This window comes from Actinoplanes sp. NPDC051405 (genome assembly GCF_055586185.1).
The window spans coordinates 112,806-127,833 of the sequence record NZ_JBVJIR010000007.1; the positions used below are offsets into that span (position 1 = coordinate 112,806).

Annotated in this window: 20 protein-coding genes and 1 pseudogene; 10 read left to right on the plus strand and 11 right to left on the minus strand. The window is 71.8% G+C overall.

What is annotated here, in order from left to right; translation table 11 throughout:
* Positions 1-517 precede the first annotated feature (517 nt).
* From ACZ6S4_RS17045 to ACZ6S4_RS17060, 4 genes are all read right to left on the minus strand, one after another.
* Positions 518-1,684 carry a helix-turn-helix domain-containing protein gene (locus ACZ6S4_RS17045; RefSeq protein WP_465475848.1) on the minus strand — a complete coding sequence of 389 codons (1,167 nt, stop codon included), beginning with the start codon at positions 1,682-1,684 and terminating at the stop codon, positions 518-520.
* A 106-nt stretch (positions 1,685-1,790) separates the two neighbouring features.
* Entirely contained in the window at positions 1,791-2,528 is a 738-nt protein-coding gene (locus ACZ6S4_RS17050) for a phosphotransferase family protein (RefSeq protein ID WP_465475849.1), read from the minus strand.
* A gap of 42 nt (positions 2,529-2,570) precedes the next feature.
* Positions 2,571-3,353 carry a phytanoyl-CoA dioxygenase family protein gene (locus ACZ6S4_RS17055; RefSeq protein ID WP_465475850.1) on the minus strand — a complete coding sequence of 261 codons (783 nt, stop codon included), beginning with the start codon at positions 3,351-3,353 and terminating at the stop codon, positions 2,571-2,573.
* Positions 3,354-3,439: 86 nt separating this feature from the next.
* Positions 3,440-3,601 (minus strand): DMT family transporter, encoded by a 162-nt coding sequence (locus ACZ6S4_RS17060; protein WP_465475851.1) that lies wholly within the window; start codon positions 3,599-3,601, stop codon positions 3,440-3,442.
* Here ACZ6S4_RS17060 and ACZ6S4_RS17065 point away from each other — a divergent pair.
* The gene (locus ACZ6S4_RS17065; RefSeq protein ID WP_465475852.1) at positions 3,600-4,178 is read left to right on the plus strand and encodes an aminoglycoside phosphotransferase family protein; all 579 of its coding nucleotides are present in this window, start codon (positions 3,600-3,602) and stop codon (positions 4,176-4,178) included. The two genes, ACZ6S4_RS17060 and ACZ6S4_RS17065, sit on opposite strands and share 2 nt — an antisense overlap.
* Before the next feature lie 9 nt (positions 4,179-4,187).
* Here ACZ6S4_RS17065 and ACZ6S4_RS17070 read toward each other — a convergent pair whose 3' ends face one another.
* Entirely contained in the window at positions 4,188-4,883 is a 696-nt protein-coding gene (locus ACZ6S4_RS17070) for a hypothetical protein (protein ID WP_465475853.1), read from the minus strand.
* 323 nt (positions 4,884-5,206) lie between these two features.
* On the opposite strand from ACZ6S4_RS17070, the gene ACZ6S4_RS17075 reads away from it, so the two are divergent.
* Positions 5,207-5,548: a hypothetical protein gene (locus ACZ6S4_RS17075; RefSeq protein WP_465475854.1), complete on the plus strand. Its 342-nt coding sequence runs from the start codon at positions 5,207-5,209 to the stop codon at positions 5,546-5,548.
* Here the strand turns inward: ACZ6S4_RS17075 and ACZ6S4_RS17080 are convergent.
* The 4 genes from ACZ6S4_RS17080 to hpt are packed head-to-tail and all read right to left on the minus strand — an operon-like array spanning position 5,545 to position 7,776.
* Positions 5,545-6,027: an AAA family ATPase gene (locus tag ACZ6S4_RS17080; protein WP_465475855.1), complete on the minus strand. Its 483-nt coding sequence runs from the start codon at positions 6,025-6,027 to the stop codon at positions 5,545-5,547. The two genes, ACZ6S4_RS17075 and ACZ6S4_RS17080, sit on opposite strands and share 4 nt — an antisense overlap.
* Complete coding sequence (locus tag ACZ6S4_RS17085; protein ID WP_465475856.1) at positions 6,024-6,536, minus strand: pyridoxamine 5'-phosphate oxidase family protein; 513 nt, start codon at positions 6,534-6,536, stop codon at positions 6,024-6,026. Before ACZ6S4_RS17085 ends, ACZ6S4_RS17080 begins: the two co-directional genes overlap by 4 nt.
* The gene (locus ACZ6S4_RS17090) at positions 6,527-7,231 is read right to left on the minus strand and encodes an HAD family hydrolase (RefSeq protein WP_465475857.1); all 705 of its coding nucleotides are present in this window, start codon (positions 7,229-7,231) and stop codon (positions 6,527-6,529) included. The genes ACZ6S4_RS17085 and ACZ6S4_RS17090 overlap by 10 nt, the downstream gene beginning before the upstream one ends.
* Positions 7,228-7,776, minus strand: coding sequence for a hypoxanthine phosphoribosyltransferase (gene hpt, locus ACZ6S4_RS17095; protein ID WP_465475858.1), 549 nt, complete (start codon positions 7,774-7,776; stop codon positions 7,228-7,230). The genes ACZ6S4_RS17090 and hpt overlap by 4 nt, the downstream gene beginning before the upstream one ends.
* Positions 7,777-7,930: 154 nt before the next feature.
* On the opposite strand from hpt, the gene ACZ6S4_RS17100 reads away from it, so the two are divergent.
* The 6 genes and pseudogenes from ACZ6S4_RS17100 (at position 7,931) to ACZ6S4_RS17125 (ending at position 11,981) form a co-directional block, all read left to right on the plus strand.
* Complete coding sequence (locus tag ACZ6S4_RS17100; RefSeq protein WP_465475859.1) at positions 7,931-8,710, plus strand: hypothetical protein; 780 nt, start codon at positions 7,931-7,933, stop codon at positions 8,708-8,710.
* Between the two features lie 136 nt (positions 8,711-8,846).
* Positions 8,847-9,839, plus strand: coding sequence for a CDP-alcohol phosphatidyltransferase family protein (locus ACZ6S4_RS17105; protein ID WP_465475860.1), 993 nt, complete (start codon positions 8,847-8,849; stop codon positions 9,837-9,839).
* A 160-nt stretch (positions 9,840-9,999) separates the two neighbouring features.
* Positions 10,000-10,713: a spermidine synthase gene (locus tag ACZ6S4_RS17110; RefSeq protein ID WP_465475861.1), complete on the plus strand. Its 714-nt coding sequence runs from the start codon at positions 10,000-10,002 to the stop codon at positions 10,711-10,713.
* 18 nt (positions 10,714-10,731) lie between these two features.
* Positions 10,732-11,277, plus strand: a complete 546-nt coding sequence (locus ACZ6S4_RS17115) for a hypothetical protein (RefSeq protein WP_465475862.1) — start codon at positions 10,732-10,734, stop codon at positions 11,275-11,277.
* Positions 11,274-11,520: pseudogene (locus ACZ6S4_RS17120) on the plus strand (ArsR/SmtB family transcription factor); the annotation flags it as partial. The gene ACZ6S4_RS17115 and the pseudogene ACZ6S4_RS17120, both read left to right, overlap by 4 nt.
* Positions 11,442-11,981 carry an SRPBCC family protein gene (locus ACZ6S4_RS17125; RefSeq protein ID WP_465475863.1) on the plus strand — a complete coding sequence of 180 codons (540 nt, stop codon included), beginning with the start codon at positions 11,442-11,444 and terminating at the stop codon, positions 11,979-11,981. The pseudogene ACZ6S4_RS17120 and the gene ACZ6S4_RS17125, both read left to right, overlap by 79 nt.
* Here the strand turns inward: ACZ6S4_RS17125 and ACZ6S4_RS17130 are convergent.
* Positions 11,938-12,684, minus strand: coding sequence for a YqjF family protein (locus ACZ6S4_RS17130; RefSeq protein ID WP_465476087.1), 747 nt, complete (start codon positions 12,682-12,684; stop codon positions 11,938-11,940). The two genes, ACZ6S4_RS17125 and ACZ6S4_RS17130, sit on opposite strands and share 44 nt — an antisense overlap.
* A 65-nt stretch (positions 12,685-12,749) precedes the next feature.
* The gene (locus ACZ6S4_RS17135; protein WP_465475864.1) at positions 12,750-13,298 is read right to left on the minus strand and encodes a hypothetical protein; all 549 of its coding nucleotides are present in this window, start codon (positions 13,296-13,298) and stop codon (positions 12,750-12,752) included.
* A gap of 187 nt (positions 13,299-13,485) precedes the next feature.
* On the opposite strand from ACZ6S4_RS17135, the gene ACZ6S4_RS17140 reads away from it, so the two are divergent.
* Positions 13,486-14,208, plus strand: coding sequence for a neutral zinc metallopeptidase (locus ACZ6S4_RS17140; RefSeq protein ID WP_465475865.1), 723 nt, complete (start codon positions 13,486-13,488; stop codon positions 14,206-14,208).
* A gap of 103 nt (positions 14,209-14,311) precedes the next feature.
* Positions 14,312-14,959, plus strand: coding sequence for an HAD family hydrolase (locus tag ACZ6S4_RS17145; protein WP_465475866.1), 648 nt, complete (start codon positions 14,312-14,314; stop codon positions 14,957-14,959).
* Positions 14,960-15,028: the final 69 nt, after the last annotated feature.

Consider the following 15,028-nt stretch of genomic DNA (forward strand, 5'->3'; position numbering starts at 1 on the left):
CGGGCGACGCGTCGAAGGACCAGGCTTCGATGGCAGCGGCGAGTTCCAGCGGGTCCGCGCCGTACGCGGACGGCTCGCCGTGGCGCCGCGACCACCGAGAGGCGTAGAAGCCGGCGGTTGTGCCGCAGCAGCTCGGGCCCGATCGGGTGCAGGCCGGCGCGGGTCGCGGCTTCCGCACATGCGATCGGTGGGCGTGTCCCGGCGTGAGCAGCGGTCGGTCATGCCCGTGGGGGAAGGCCTGCTTCTGCATCCCGGCCTGGGCCCGCAGCATCTGCACCGCGTAACACGGCCAGGCACCGAGCCCGCACCGGCAGATCACCGTCCACGGTGCGAACCAGCGTCGCCGGGGCCCGTGCTCGATGTGGCGTCGTCGCATAGTCATCGCCCTTCTGATGAGGAAGGTGACTGCGCACCTCCGAACTCGATCGTCATGGGTCGATCACTCGATGCTGAGGGTCTGGCCGTCCGCCAATCTCTCCAGACTGTCCGCAAACCACCGAACGCCCCAGCGAGAGGATCAGCTGGGGAGTGCAGGCTTGAAGGTCTTGTATGCCTCACGCAGCTCCCGCGCCTCTAGGACGCCGGCAACCTGCACACCGGACATCACCTCGCGGGCCCGCCACCAATTCGACGGCACGATCCGTCCCGATGTGATCGCCTGACCGGCGGCCGCCGCGGCCTCGTCCGGCTTTTCACCGGCCAGCAGCGCCAAGCCCAGGTCCAGCTTCGCCGAAGCGATCCGTCGCGGCCGGGCGCCGTCCGCTTCGAGCTCGGCGATGACATCCCGGGCGACCGTCTCGGCCGCCGGGTCGCCCGCCCACGCCAGCGTCGTGGCCGCGTACGAGTGCGCCTTGGCCGGGTCGTACTGGTAGTGGTGCTCAGGATGCTCCGGGACGGGCCGTTGGCCGGCGAGGATCTCGACCCGGTCGAGGGCCAGCCGCGTCTGCGCCCGGTCGCCCAGCCTCGCCCACGCACGACCCTCCTGGGCCGTCGCTTGGACGAACGCCGAGCTGTCGCGCGGTGCAACGTCCTGGGCATGCTGAGAAAGTTTGAGAGCGCGGCGGAAGTCACCCGAGATGAGGACCTCCCAGGCTTTCGTCTCCAGGCACCAGGCGGCGATCTCCGGATGGTCTGCCTGGTCGGCGAGCTGCCCTGCGGCGCGCAGGAACGCGTTGGCCGCAGCGCTCTGGCGGAGGTCGATGTGCAGCGTGGCGCGCAACAGCGTCAGCCATCCGCCGATGACCAGGAGACGTCGATGCTGAGTCAGGGTCTTACGGGCATCGACCAGGGACGCGACGTAGTCCAGGTGGCGGCGTACCCGCGGCAGGAGTTCGTCCGGCGGGGTGCCTGCATAGGCCATCGCCATCGTGTCGACTGCGCGCTCCAGCCGGTCCAGCGTTTCGCCGCCGAGGTCCGACGCTGCCACCCGGCGCGCCAGCTCGATGGCCTCGATCTCTGCTTCTTCGCCGTCGGCCACCGCCGGGCGGAGCATCCCGGCGAGCCGGCCGCCGGCGTGCAGAGCTTCGTCGAGGCCCCGGGCGATCGCCTCGGTCGGCCGGCGGCGGCCGGTCTCCAGATCATGGATGTACGACTTGCCGCAATGCGCCATGGCCCCGAGCTCGCGCACCGACAGGCCTCGCTCGGCACGTAGCCGGCGTAGCTGGTGGGCGAACTCGTCGGTCACGTGTCAGTCCCCTGGTAGCGGTCAGGGTGGCCGGCCGGCCGCTACTACCGGCCGTCGAGACCGACGGTACCTCGGACCGAGCACTTAGCGGAGGACCCGTGCCGTGTCACATCCGGGCTCTCAGGACGTCGAATTCGCAGCCCGGCGAGGACGGGTCGAAGCCGTGCTCAACCAACCAGCGAACCGCCAGCAGACTGCGCAGTGACCACCACGCCTCGATCACCTCCAGGTCCACGTCCGTGCCGTAGCCGGCGACGACATCGGCCAGGTGCTCCTCGTGCCCGAGCGTCAGCGTGGCGAGGTCATGCAGCGGATCGCCCTGTGCCGCCTCGGACCAGTCGATCACGCCGATGAGTTCGTCGCCTTCGACGAATACGTGGTCGAGCTGGAGGTCGCCGTGGACGAACTTCGGTGGGTATGACCGCAGCGCAGCCTCGGCGATCTTTCGGTTGCGCGTGATCAGGTCGGTGGGGAGGACGCCGTTCTCGAAGAGCCAGGCGCACTCGGACTCGAGGTCCGCCGCGATGTCGTCGACGTTGCGGCCGGGCCAGGGCGGCAGCGGGGCGTCGTGCAGCTTCCGGGCCGCGGCACCCGCCGCGGCCCACGCGGCCGGCGACGCGGTCGACGGCGCGCCCAGGCGGCCGAGTGCCTTGCCGGGGACGGCGGCGATCGCCAGTACCGGCGGCTTGTGCCAGAGGACCTCCGGGGTCGGGATCGGCGCCAGGGCCATCGCCTCTACCTCGACCTCGGTGCGCTTGCGGTTGGCGTCGATCTTCAGGAACACGTCGCCGACGCGCAGGGTCGCGCGCTCACTGTGGGCGACGACGACCTTGACTTCTTCCACGCCGGCGATTGTCGTGGGTCGACCACCGGCGCCGCCACGTGTTTATCCGCGGAGCTGCATGATGGAGGTCGCCATCATCCGGGGCTCTTCGCGAGCGTTGGGAGCGGCGGCGTGCAGGGTGTCGCAATGCATGACGAACGAGTCTCCGGCGCGCCCGGTCAGTTCGACGACGCGTAGGTCCACGTCATCGATGCGGCCGCCCTCCACCATGGCGCGACGGATGCGTTGTTCGGGTGTCGTCGAGGCCGCCGGTTCCCACAGTTCTCGCAGCCAGACGTGCGCACCGAGCGCCGGGCGGACCTGGCTGGGATGCGGGGCCTTACCGGTTTCGGTGCTGTAGCGGGTCACCAGGTGGTGAGAGCCGGTGACCACCAGAGTGCCGCCGCCGCGGGCCGGCAGGTCCCGCAGGATCGTGAACAACTGGAGGGCGCGTACGGGGGCTCCGGGGCGCAGGGGAACGAAATCGTTGTGCCAGGCGCCGCCGGTGGGGAGGGTCCACCGCCGGTCCGAGGCGGGGAACGTGACCAGCAGCCGGCCCCATCGGCGGGGTTCCTGCCAGCCCCCGACGCCGAGAAGATCGTCGAGGGCGGCACGGACCCCCGTGCTGCCGAGCGCGCGGAACGCCGGCCCGCCGGTGACGGCGCGCAGGCCGGTGGCCTGGCCGGCGGTCCAGGTTTCCGGGCGTTCCTGGACAGCTCCGTGGCTGCGGTGCAGATGGTCCCAGATCTGATCGACCATGGCTGCCGCATCCTCCGCCGGAATCGCCCCGGGAAGCCGCAGCAGCCCGGTGCCCCGGAACTCGGAGAGCTGAGCGTCATCGAGCATCGGGCCGCTCCCTTCGGCGCACCGGCCTCGCATGCCCATGGTGAGACAGCCCGGTGGATATCTCGCGCGCTTTTCAGCTGCCGCCGTCAATGGGCGGCCTTGAGGCCGATCACCCCACCGATGATCATGGTGAGGAAGACGAGCTTCAGAGGTGAGGCCGCCTCCGCGCCGGTGACCATGGCGTAGGCGACGGTCAGGATCGCCCTCGATCTGTCGGGGGACTTCGCCGGGGCGCCGGCCCATCTCATGTCCTGGCTTCCCGGGCGCCTGTGCCTCGACGATGCCGCGGACGACGTCCTGGAAAGCCTGGCCCGGGCCCTCATCACCATCCACCGCTTCGAACCGGGACCGGACCGGCCACGGGAGTGCCAGTCGTGGGCCCCACCCGCCAAACGCGTCCTGCCGCCGTGGGCGCAGCGGCAAACGCTGTGGCGGGCGGCGTCGAGCTGCTCGAACAACCCGCGCCGAGCTACCCCGGCACGTTCCTGCACCGGGACTTCCACCTGGGCAATCAGCGGGGTGGTGGACGGGGTCGAGACCTCGTGGGGACCGGCGGACCTGGACGTCGCCCACGCCACCACCTACCTGGCGATGCTGCACGGCGCGGAGACCGGGGCCCGGTTCGCGCACGCGTACCGGCGGCGGACCGCCGAGCGCCTCGACGAGGAGGCGTTCCGCTACTGGAACGTCATGGACATCGTCGGCTACCTGCCGGACCCGGCCAAGGTCGTCCAGCCCTGGCGCGATTCCGGCCTGCCGATCAGCGACGACCTCGCCCGCCACCGCCTCGAACAGCGACTCGGGCACGTGCTCCGAGCTCACTGACCGCCGGGCTCACACGACGTAGGGCTGCCACGGGAAGCGGACCGCGAGCGTCGGGTCGCCGTCCAGGAAGGCGACGAACGCCCGGACCACCTCGTCGATGTTGACGACCTCTGCGCGGAAGTGCTGGTCCGGTACGCCGTCGCGCCGTTCCAGGACGTACCAGCCCGGCCGGGTGCCCGCCTGGGCCCCGTAGCCCGCTTGGATGTACCAGCCGTCCGCCCGCTTCAGCACCGCGAAGTGGTTGTCCGCCGACAGCCGCACCAGCACCCGGCGGGCCAGCTCGCCGTCCGGGTCCCGCACCGGTCGCTGGAGGGCGGACGTCAGCTCGAACCGCCAAGCTTCGCGGGCCGCCGTACGCAATTGGTTGGCCTGGGGGTCGTAGCAGTTGAGCCCGTGCTCCTCGGCCAGCTGGGCCGCCCAGGCCGAGACCTCTTCGCTGCGTCTCCACACCATCGGGAAGTACACCAGCGGGCCGCCGGCCTCGTTCATCAGCGGGGCGGTCGACCAGGGGCTGTCCTCACCCGCGTCGGTGCCGATGTCCGGGTAGCGGTCCAGCAGGGCCCGCACGTAGGCCACGATCCGCGCCGTCGGCTCGGTGTTGTCGGCCGACCCCACGTAGCGGTCGTACAGGAGTTTGAACTCCGCCGCGGCGGCCAGGTCGTTCGCCGGGCGATCGCCTTCCCACACCGCAAGGTCGTATGACATGGCGCAGGACTCTACCCAGTGCGGGGGCCGGGTGGCACGGTACGGCGGCGCGCCCGGGTCCCGTGCCGGTTCCTGACCGCACCCCCTACCGTGTACCCGTTCCCCACCACCGCACGGTTCCGAACGGCAGGATGAGGCCCCTTGCGCAGTGAAGTCCTGTTCCTCGGCGGCCGGGCCGGCGTCGGCAAGACCAGCGTCGGCACCGAGATCCACGTGCAGTTGTCCGCGCGGCAGGTCCGGCACTGCTGATCGAGGGCGACAACCTCGACCTCGCCCATCCGCCGCCGTGGGAGCACGGCCTGGCCGAACGCAACCTGGCCGCCATGTGGGCCAACTACCGCGTCCTGGGCTACCGGCGGCTGATCTACACCAACACGGTGAGCGTCCGTTTCGTCGACGCGCTCACGACCGCGATGGGCGACGATCCGCGGGTCACGGCCGTCCTGCTCACCGCCGACGACCGTACGGCGCGGCAGCGGCTGGCCCGGCGCGAGATCGGCACCGCGCTGCAACGCCACGTGGAACGCAGCGACCTCGCGGCGCGCGAGCTGGCGGAGCTGAGCCCGGAGTGGGTGCACCGGATCGCGACCGACGGGCGCCCGGTGGCGGACCTCGCCGGCGAGATCATCGAACTGGCCGGCTGGGCCGGCGACACCTCGAACTAGGCCCGCAGCAGCGCTTCCAGCTGCCGCACGACCTCGTCGACCGGGGCGGTGGCGTCGATCTCCGCGGTCGCGGTGGCGCGCAGCAACGGCTCCACGTGCGCCAGGTGGTCGAGGACCGCTGCGCGTTCCTCGGGACTCTTGCCGTACGGGTTGTCGGTGCGCGCCGCGATCCGGGCCAGCAGCACCTCCGCGGGCGCGCTCAGCAGCACGACGTGGTCGAACCTCGGGTAGAACTCGCCCTGATTGGATCTGCAGCCGGCCACGAACAGGTCGCCCGGGCCGCTGAGCAGCTCGGCCATCTCCGGCTCGCGCCAGATCCAGTCCGCCGAGCCGTCCGGCAGCGTCACCCAGCGGCTCCACCGGTCGGTGTCCGTGTCGACCGTGCGATGCCCGCGCGCGCCGAGGGCCCGAAGCGCCGTGGACTTGCCCGTCCCCGACATGCCGGTGACCAGGATCTTGGACGCCTGGCGCGGGGTCATGCGGCGCGCCAGACCTGGCGGGGTGCGAAGCCGTCGCGGCGCAGCCAGTGCTCGGTGTAGACGATGCGGTCGGCCGGGATCACCACGAGCGGTCCCGTCGGCGGGTCGTCCAGCGAGCGGGACCGTTCGACGTGATCCGACTGCCAGCGCACCGCCGGCCAGTACCGCGCGAAGTCCGCGTCCGACTCCGTCAGCACCCGCGCCTGCCCGAAGATCTGCGCCCCGCGGCTGCTGGCCTGGCCCACCAGCGGCGCGAAGACGCCGACCGAGACCCGCGGGTCGGCGGCGATGTTGCGCAGCTTCGGCGAGCCGGCCGCCGCGGTGAACAACAGCGTGAAGTCCAGGTGGAAGTAGCGCACCGGGGTGGCCAGCGGCCCGGCCGGTCCCGCCGTGGCCAGCACGCACATGTTCTGCGACGACAGCAGGTTCAGCAGGCGTTCCTCGAGGCGGGGCCGGTCCAGGCGGGCGGTGGGCGCCGGGCCGGCGAGCCAGGGGTTGGTCACGGGCATGAGTGATCTTGGCAGATCAGCGGGAGCAGCGTCGAGAGCTCGTCGACCGCCAGCTCCGGCACGTGGGTGTCCGGGTCGTCGCGGTACGCCGCCGCCGTCGGATAGCCGGCGTTGGTGACCAGGACCGGGCGCATCCCGGCGGTGGCGGCGCCCCAGTGTTCGCGGCTGCCGCCGTCGCCCACGTACCAGCACTGCTGCGCAGGGACGCCCAGGCGCTCGGCGACTGTGGCGTACAGGCGCTGGTCCGGTTTGCGGTAACCCTCGCGCCAGGAGAAGACCGCCGCGTCGAACAGCGGTGCGAACGGCGTCGACGGCCAGCTCTCGTACAGCTCGCTGCTGCAGTCGGAGATCAGCCCCAGCCGCAGGCCGCGCTCGCGCAGGGTCGCCAGCACCGCCAGGACGCCGGGCCGCGGTGTGCGGACCGTGGCCGCGCCGGCGAGCTGCACCGCCGTCGCCGCGTCGAGGGACTCCGGTGCGGGGGTGAGTCCGCAGCGCAACGCCACGGCCTGAAGGGTGGCTCTGGTGTCGCCGAACGCGCCGGTCGCCCGCTCGCGGAAGGTGGCGGCCATCGTCGTGCAGAAGGCGTCCGCCGGCACCCCGAGGGCCGCCGCGGTCGCGGTGAAGGAGGCCAGGCGGCCGGCCTCGGCGGACGGATCGGTCAGCGTGCCGAAGAAGTCGAAGACGACGGCCTTCATCGCACGGCGTGCGGGGCGAGCACGGCCGCGCAGCGCAGGTTGCGGTAGTGGCCGCGGTAGTCCAGGCCGTACCCGACGATCAGGCCCGCCGGCACGTCGAAGCCGATGTAGGTCGGCACCCCGAACTCCGGGGTGTCCGGCTTGCGCAGCAATGCCGCCACCGCGATCGACGCCGGCCCGCGCTGCCGCAGATTCGCGATCAGCCAGGACATGGTCAGGCCGGTCTGGATGACCGTCTCCGCGATGATCACGTCCCGGTCGGTGATGTCCAGATCAAGATCCTTGAGCAGGCGTACGGAGCCAGAAGCGCGCTTGCTCGTCGTGTACGACCGGATCGCCATCCAGTCGATCTCCACTTGGCTCTCCAGGGCCCGGGCCAGGTCGACGGTGAAGGTGGCGGCCCCGCCCAGCACCCCCACCAGCACGACCTCGCGGCCGGCGTAGTCCTTGCCGATCTCGGCGGCCAGCCCCTTCACCCGGGTGTGGATCTGGTCCTCGGTGAGCAGCACGGACTCGAGGTCGTCCGCGACGTGGTCGGCGTCCACCGTCATCCCCCTGAGAAGTCGCCGCGCCTCGCAGCCCCCGCGAGGTCACGCCGGAATCCTGACACGCGGGGCCCCGGCAGCCAACACGCGTCCAGCCCCTTGACGGACGCGTCGTTTCGGCGGCATCCGCCCTGGCCGGACGCAGACTGCGATCATGCGCCGGCTCCCTTTCGCCCCGGTGGCGACCTGCTATGTGATCGTCGTGGCGCTGCTCACACTCGCGGGCCGGCTGTTGTCGCCGTACGCGGATCTGGCGGTCTTCGTGGCAGTGGTGCTGACCATGCCGGCCGGTCTGCTGTCGCCGCTGCTGGCCCTCGTCCCGCACCATCTCGGCTGGTACGCCCTGCCGCTGCTGGCCGTGCTCAACGCCTTCGTGCTGCGCCTGCTGAGCCGGGTCCTGCCCCGTGACCCGGTCGCCCGCGGCGTGGAGAACAGGCTGCACAGCGCGCTGGTGTCGACCCGGCTGAAGGTGACACCGATGGTGCACTCCGGCCGGCGCCGTGAACGCAGCCTGCTGCTGCGGGACGTGCCGATCGCCTATCCGCAGCTGGTCGGGGTCTATCACGACCTCTGGCGGGACTCCGGCCTGCGGGTGCGGGAGGTGCCGGAACCGCTGGCGCTGCAGGCGTACGACGGGGAGGGTTACGCGTTCTCGCTGCGGGCCGGGCCGGGCGTCTTCGGTGACGCGGTCCTGACCGTCGCCCCGCCGGCCGGCCGGCGCTGGGGGTTCGCGGCGGGACTGGCGGCCGGGGGAGTGCCGTGCGTGATCGCGGCTGTGTCCGCGGTTTACCCGGCGCTGCTGCTCACCGGCTGCGGCGCGCTGGTCGGCGGGCTCGCCTGCTTGGCCGTGCCCCGGACGCGCGGGTTCGGCCGGGGGCTGCTGCTGGGCGGCGGGCCGGCGCTGGGCGTTCTCCTGCTGTATGGCACAGCGTGACGGACTCGGGCCGGTCAGGTGCATCCAGGCGCCGTTTGTCCACATTCCCGGCCTGCTTTCACTGACCGCAATAAGACTCCTGTAATGTCCGCGCGTCCCACTATTCATGTATTCATCACGACGGTGGAGTTGTGGCATGGCACAACGGTTCACGCTCGACGAGATCCGGACCCGTACCTACAAGGATCGCGACGCCTGGTGGACCGTGTGGCTCGTCGATCCGCTGGCGTCGCGGCTGGTCTGGCTCGTGGCCCCGGTCCGCTGGATCACGCCGAACCTGCTGACCATGGGCGCGTTCCTGCTCGGCTTCGTGGCCGCCTACTGCTTCCTGCAGGGCGACTACCCGTGGCTGGTGGCCGGCGCGGTGGTCTTCCACATCAGCTTCGTGCTCGACTGCATGGACGGCAAGATCGCCCGGCTCAAGGGTACGGGCTCGGTGTTCGGCGCCTGGCTCGACTACGTCTTCGACCGGCTGCGCGTGGTCACCTGCGCGGTCGCCCTGATGGTCGGCCAGTACGCCAAGACCGACAACGTGATCTACCTGTGGCTGGCCGGCGTGGTCATCTTCCTCGACATGTTCCGCTACCTGAACGCCCTGCAGATGGGCAAGGTCAAGCAGGACATGCGGCGCAACCTTGAGGCGGCCCGCGGCGAGGGTCCCGACCGGCCGGTGTTCGTCGAGGAGACCAGCGCGCAGCAGCCCGTGGGTCCCGCCGCCGGCACGGCGGCCCCGGTGGCCGGTGGCCCGGCCGAGGCGGCCCCCGTCGTCGACGTGTACGGCGAGTTCCGGGCCAAGATGGGCCCGCTGATGAAGCTCCGCAACGCGCTGGCCCGTCAGCGCATCCGGGCCCACCTGTTCAGTGGCATCGAGTTCCAGATGTTCGTGTTCATCCTCGGCCCGCTGACCAACCAGGTCATCTTCTTCTCCGTGCTGTCCGCGGTGGGGCTGGCGGGCTTCGAGCTGCTGCTGATCTACAAGCTCTACAGCGCCACCAAGGTCTACACCCGCGAGCTGGCCAGGATCGGCTCGTCCGAGGCCGCCGCCCACGCGGCCGCGGTCGCCGCCGGCGCGCCGAGCGACGGCGACGCGGAGGACGACGAGCTCTCCCCGCAGCGCATCTCCGCCTGAGGGCGGGGCGTCCCACCGAGTGGCCGGTCAGCGTGGCAAGCTGACCGGCCATGAACGTATCCGCGGTGCGTACCGTCGCGCCGGCAGAGTGGCCGAGGCCAGCCTTCCGGGTCGGGCGGGCGCCGGCCGCGGCGCCGGCCCCGGCGCAGGGTGGCGGCGAGTGAGCGCCCGGTTCGAGGAGCTCGCTTGGCGCGACACGCCGATCGGCGAGATCAGCCTGCGCCGCCGCCTCGACCCGCGGCTGCGCGTCGAGGTCTACGAAGTCAAGATCAATGACGAGTTCCTCATGTCGAGCCTGTTCACCGTGGCCGAGATCGAACTGGCCCGGCTCGGCCTGGCCGCACTGCCGGCCGACGCCCGTCCGGACGTCGTGGTCGGCGGGCTCGGTCTCGGCTACACCGCGCGGGCGGTCCTGGAGGACGACCGGGTGGCCTCGCTGGTGGTCGTCGACGCCGTCGCCGAGGTGATCTCCTGGCACGAGCGCGGGCTGCTGCCCGAAGCGGCGCCGCTGATCACCGACCCGCGCAGCCGACTGGTCGAGGGTGACTTCTTCGCGATGGCGGCCGGGCCGGACGGCTTCGACCCCGCGGCGCCGGGCCGGCGCTTCGACGCGATCCTGCTCGACGTCGACCACAGCCCGCGGCACGTGCTGGCCCCGGCCAACGCGGCGCTCTACACCGTCGACGGGATGCGCCGGCTGACCGCGCACCTGCGGCCCGGCGGCGTCTTCGCCCTGTGGTCCGACGACCCGCCGGACGCCGAGTTCGAGGCGGTCCTGGCCGAGGTCTTCACCTCGGCGGCGGCGCACGTGGTCTCGTTCCCCAACCCGCTCACCGGCGGAGAGTCGGCCAACACCGTATATGTAGCTACATAGCCCGGCATACTGGCGATCGTGGACGACCACCCTCTCGAACCCGGCGAGGACGCCACGACGTTCTTCCAGCCGCGCGCCGAAGTCTTCGTGACCGTGCTGTGGGTGTGCGCGGCCGTGTGGTTCCTGTGCCGGGGCCTGTCGGTGCTGGTCCAGGTGCTGCTCGGCGACGTGCCGACGATCGGTGAGCTGGTCCGGGTCGCGGAGAGCCTGCTGGTCGTCCCGGTGGTCACCGCGAGCGTGGTCATGCTGCTGGCCTGGAACAGGCTCGGCTGGATGAAGAGCTCCGTGTACGGCCTGGAGTTCGCGGCGACCGGCCGCCGCGGGGTGCACCTGCGCTGGGCGTCCATCGCGTCGGTGGGACTGCGGCGCTGGGGTCCGTTCACGGAACTGGTGGTGACCCCGACCGACATGGCCGCGGTCACCGAGCTGCCCGGCCCCGGCCGCCGCCCGCGGGTGCTGCGCCGCGAGTCCGGCCCGGCGTTCCTGATCGACGTGGGCCTGATGTCGCCCGGTCCCCGGACGCTGCTCGCCGAGCTGCACCGGCGCATCCCGTCCCGGGTCTGAGCCTGGCCGACCCGATCCGCCGGGCGATCCTGGCCCGGCTGGCCGAGGGCGACGCCACCGTCTGGGAGCTGGCCGAGCTGTTCACGATCAGCCTCCCGGCGATCTCCCGGCACCCTGAAGGTGCTGGAACCGGCCGGGCTGATCAGCCGGAGCCGCTCCGCGCAGTGGCGCTCCCGCAGCCTGCAGGCCGAGCCGCTGCGCGAGGCGATCGCCTGGATGGAGCGCTACCGGCGGTTCTGGTCCTCACCCGGATCTTCGACGCCCCGCGGGAGCTGGTCTACCGCGCGTTCACCGACCCCGACCAGCTCGCCGCCTGGTTCGGCCCGGTCGGCTGGTCGGTGCCCCGCGACAGCGTGGACATCGAGGCCGAGGTCGGCGGCCACCAGCGCTTCACCATGGTCAACGACGAGGACCCGGCCCAGAACTCACCGGTCGACGTGACCTTCGTCGAGGTCGTCGAGGACGAGCTGGTCGGTGAGGAGAACGCGGCCGAGATCCCGGAGTTCGCCGGCTCGCTGATCCGGATGCGGCTGGAGTTCCACGACGAGCCCGGCGGCAGGACCCGGCTGGTGCTGACCCAGGGCCCGTACACCGAGGACTTCGTCGCGATGGCCCGCGAGGGCTGGGCAGCTCGTTCACCAAGCTGGACCGCACGCTCGGCTAACCGGCAGGGCCGGCCAGGGTGTCCGGAGCGCCGAAGGTGACCGGGACGCCGGGGGAGTAGAGCACGCTCACCGGCGGCCCGGCCGGTGCGGGCAGGCCGGCCGCGGTGAGCAACTCGTCGTCCAGCTCGAGCAGCTCCGCGCGGTGCAACGGCCAGCGCGGGTGCTCGTTGGGCAGGTGCAGGCTGCGGCCCCACGCGTGAGTGTGCAGGCCCCAGCGGGCGGTGACGAAGTGCTCCACCGGGGACGGCTCGGTGAGCGGGGCTCCGACCCGTACCGTCATGGAGCTGGCCGCCCCGCGCGGCCCGGGCCAGCGCCGCCGGCTGGTGTAACGCAGCACGTCGCCGTCCTTCTGCAGGCGCATCCGCGCCCACTTGTACGGCAGGCGCAGCGAGGCCTGCGCGGTCAGCACCGGCAGCAGCCGCTCGGCCTCCAGGGACAGGAAGACAACGGCCCGGCGCCCTTGCGCGTCCACGCTGTACAGCCGCACGTTCGTCTCGAGAAACGTGCCCAGGTACGGGATGCCGGGGCCGCGCAACGCCCCCAGCTTGACCATCCGGAAGCCGATCAGCCCCACGTAACTCACGCCGTCCAGGGTGTCCGGGACGGTGCCGTGGGGCAGGAACGGCGCGACGGTCTCCGGCGGCACGGCCCAGTGCAGGAACGCGAGGTCGTGCCAGCTCTGCACCAGCAACGACCGGCGTACCGGCCGTACCGTCTCCGGGGTCACGTCCTCGATCCGCACGCTCCCCATCATGCCGGTGCCGGGCGCGGCGCCGGAGTTGTCTCCGTCGCCGCGCCGGGCGCGGGTCACTTGGTGAAGCGGGCCAGGATGCCCTTCTTCACCTGCGACGGGCGCTGCTGCTCGCCGGCGAAGGCGCTGACCACGATGAGTGCACCGGTCAGCGCCGGCACCACCCACTGCAGCGCGGAGAGCTTCTTCTGCGCCCGCACCACCTCGATCGGGGTGTCCACCGTCGACTCGGTGCCCGAGGCGGCGGGCACCGCGGTGTCCTTCGCAACCTTACGGCCGAGCAGCCGGCTGTAGCCGGTCACGCCGAGCGCGGCCACCGTCAGGCCGGTCTTGGCCAGCGACATGGAGGCGACGCCCTGCTGGGTGGCCAGCCGGCCACGGTTGCCGACCAGCTCGCCGACGCTGCCGGCCAGGTGCGCACCGATCGCGGCGGCGTTCACCGGGGTCCACTTGTTCCAGCCGGTGTTCGCGACCCGGCCGGTGCTCTCCGGGTCGGCCGTCTCGGCAGCGGCGGGGTTGAGCGCCACCGCGTTGGCCAGGGTGCCGCCGAACCAGGCGGCGAGCCCGACGTCGTGCAGGGAGCGGGAGAGAGTGTCTTGTGCCAAGGGGTCCTCCAGTGTTCGCGCAGGTGGGATACCTGTGCGAGCTACCCGGGGCGGGACGGCTTACACGGCCGGGGCGCGATCGGGTCCGAATCCGGCAGTGTCCAGTGCCACACAGACTGATCCTTGCGCCCCGGACCGTCCGTATCGTTGGTGTATCCCGGTCACGCCAGCCCCTCGGAGGACCCGCATGCCGGTACCGCGCCGCACCCGTCTGCTCCCGCTGGTCCCCGTGGTGGTGGCGCTGATTGCCCTCGGATGTGTCTCGGCCCCCGAGAACGCGGGCGGTGACCAAGCTCCCGCGGCGACCCGGACGGCCGGCGGTGAGGATCCGGACGGCACGGACACCCCGGAGGAGTTCAAGGCTGACGTCGGAGACGCCGAACGGGTCGCCGAGGCGTACTGGAAAGCGCAGTTCAAGGCCTCGGGACTGGACTTCGAGCCGATCGCGCAGCTGATCCCGTACGAGCGGGAGGGCGAGGTCGAGTGCGGCGGGCAGGGGCTCGGGCTCAACAACGCGGCGTACTGCTCGGCCGGTGACTTCATCGCGTACGACATCAACTGGGCGTTCGCCGCGTTCCGCCAGATCGGTGACGCGTTCATCTTCTACCTGCTCGGCCACGAGTACGCCCACGCCATCCAGCGGCGGCTCGGCATCCAGAAGGAGTTCACCATCGAGCTGGAGCTGCAGGCGGACTGCATGGCGGGGGCGTACATCGGCGACACCGAACGCAAGGGCTCCCTCCGGCTCGACGACGGTGACCTCGAAGAGCTGGCCCGGGGCCTGGAGGCGGTCGGCGACGACCCGGGGCAGCCGTGGTTCGCCGAGGGCGCGCACGGCTCGGCCAAGCAGCGGACCAGGTCCTTCAACAACGGCTACCGGCGGTCCCTGGAGCCCTGCGACGTGTCGTAGCGGTCACACCGGCGCCCGTGACGGCCGGCCGGCGGGGACAATGGGCAGGACATCTGACGTACGGCTCGGGAGGCCTGCCCTGACACGCACACAACCGGCTGCGGTGCTCTTCGACATGGACGGCACGCTGGTCGACAGCGAGAAGGTCTGGGACGTCGCGCTGTACGAGCTGGCCGAACACGCCGGCGGCAAGCTGACCGAGCCGGCCCGGCTGGCGATGATCGGCAGCAGCATGGCCACCTCGATGCGGATCCTGCGCGAGGACCTGGCCCAGCCGGACCGCGACGAGGCCGCCGACGTGGCGTGGCTCGAGCACCGCGTCGAGGAGCTGTTCGCCGCGGGGCTGATCTGGCGCCCGGGAGCGCTGGAGCTGCTGCGCGCGGTCCGCGCGGCGGGACTGCCGACGGCGCTGGTCACCTCGACCGGGCGCCGGCTCGTCGAGGTCGCGCTGGACACCCTGGGCCGGGAGAATTTCGACGTCGTGGTCTGCGGCGACGAGGTGTCGGCCCCGAAGCCGGACCCGGCGCCGTACCGCACGGCGGCCGAGCTGCTCGGGGTACGGATCGAGGAGTGCGTGGCGATCGAGGACTCACCGACGGGCATGGCCAGCGCCGTGGCGTCGGGAGCGGCGGTGCTGGCCGTGCCGGCCGAGCTGGAGCTGCCGCCGACCGACGGGGTGCACCTGCGTGACTCGCTGGAAGGCGTCGACCCGGCCTTCCTGGCGACGCTGTTCGCCTCCGCCACCGCCTGAGCCCCGCGCTCTGTCTGCGCCCCGCGCTGTGTCTGAGCGCTCTGTCTGGGCCGCGCTTTGTCTGGGCCG

Coding starts and splice junctions, on each gene's coding strand:
- ACZ6S4_RS17055 (WP_465475850.1), bottom strand. CDS start 3,353: ATGCTCGATGACGCTCAGCTCTCCGAGTTCCGGGGCACCGGGCTGCTG.
- ACZ6S4_RS17065 (WP_465475852.1), top strand. CDS start 3,600: ATGTCCTGGCTTCCCGGGCGCCTGTGCCTCGACGATGCCGCGGACGAC.
- ACZ6S4_RS17060 (WP_465475851.1), bottom strand. CDS start 3,601: ATGAGATGGGCCGGCGCCCCGGCGAAGTCCCCCGACAGATCGAGGGCG.
- ACZ6S4_RS17070 (WP_465475853.1), bottom strand. CDS start 4,883: ATGTCATACGACCTTGCGGTGTGGGAAGGCGATCGCCCGGCGAACGAC.
- ACZ6S4_RS17075 (WP_465475854.1), top strand. CDS start 5,207: ATGTGGGCCAACTACCGCGTCCTGGGCTACCGGCGGCTGATCTACACC.
- ACZ6S4_RS17080 (WP_465475855.1), bottom strand. CDS start 6,027: ATGACCCCGCGCCAGGCGTCCAAGATCCTGGTCACCGGCATGTCGGGG.
- ACZ6S4_RS17085 (WP_465475856.1), bottom strand. CDS start 6,536: ATGCCCGTGACCAACCCCTGGCTCGCCGGCCCGGCGCCCACCGCCCGC.
- ACZ6S4_RS17090 (WP_465475857.1), bottom strand. CDS start 7,231: ATGAAGGCCGTCGTCTTCGACTTCTTCGGCACGCTGACCGATCCGTCC.
- ACZ6S4_RS17100 (WP_465475859.1), top strand. CDS start 7,931: ATGCGCCGGCTCCCTTTCGCCCCGGTGGCGACCTGCTATGTGATCGTC.
- ACZ6S4_RS17105 (WP_465475860.1), top strand. CDS start 8,847: ATGGCACAACGGTTCACGCTCGACGAGATCCGGACCCGTACCTACAAG.
- ACZ6S4_RS17140 (WP_465475865.1), top strand. CDS start 13,486: ATGCCGGTACCGCGCCGCACCCGTCTGCTCCCGCTGGTCCCCGTGGTG.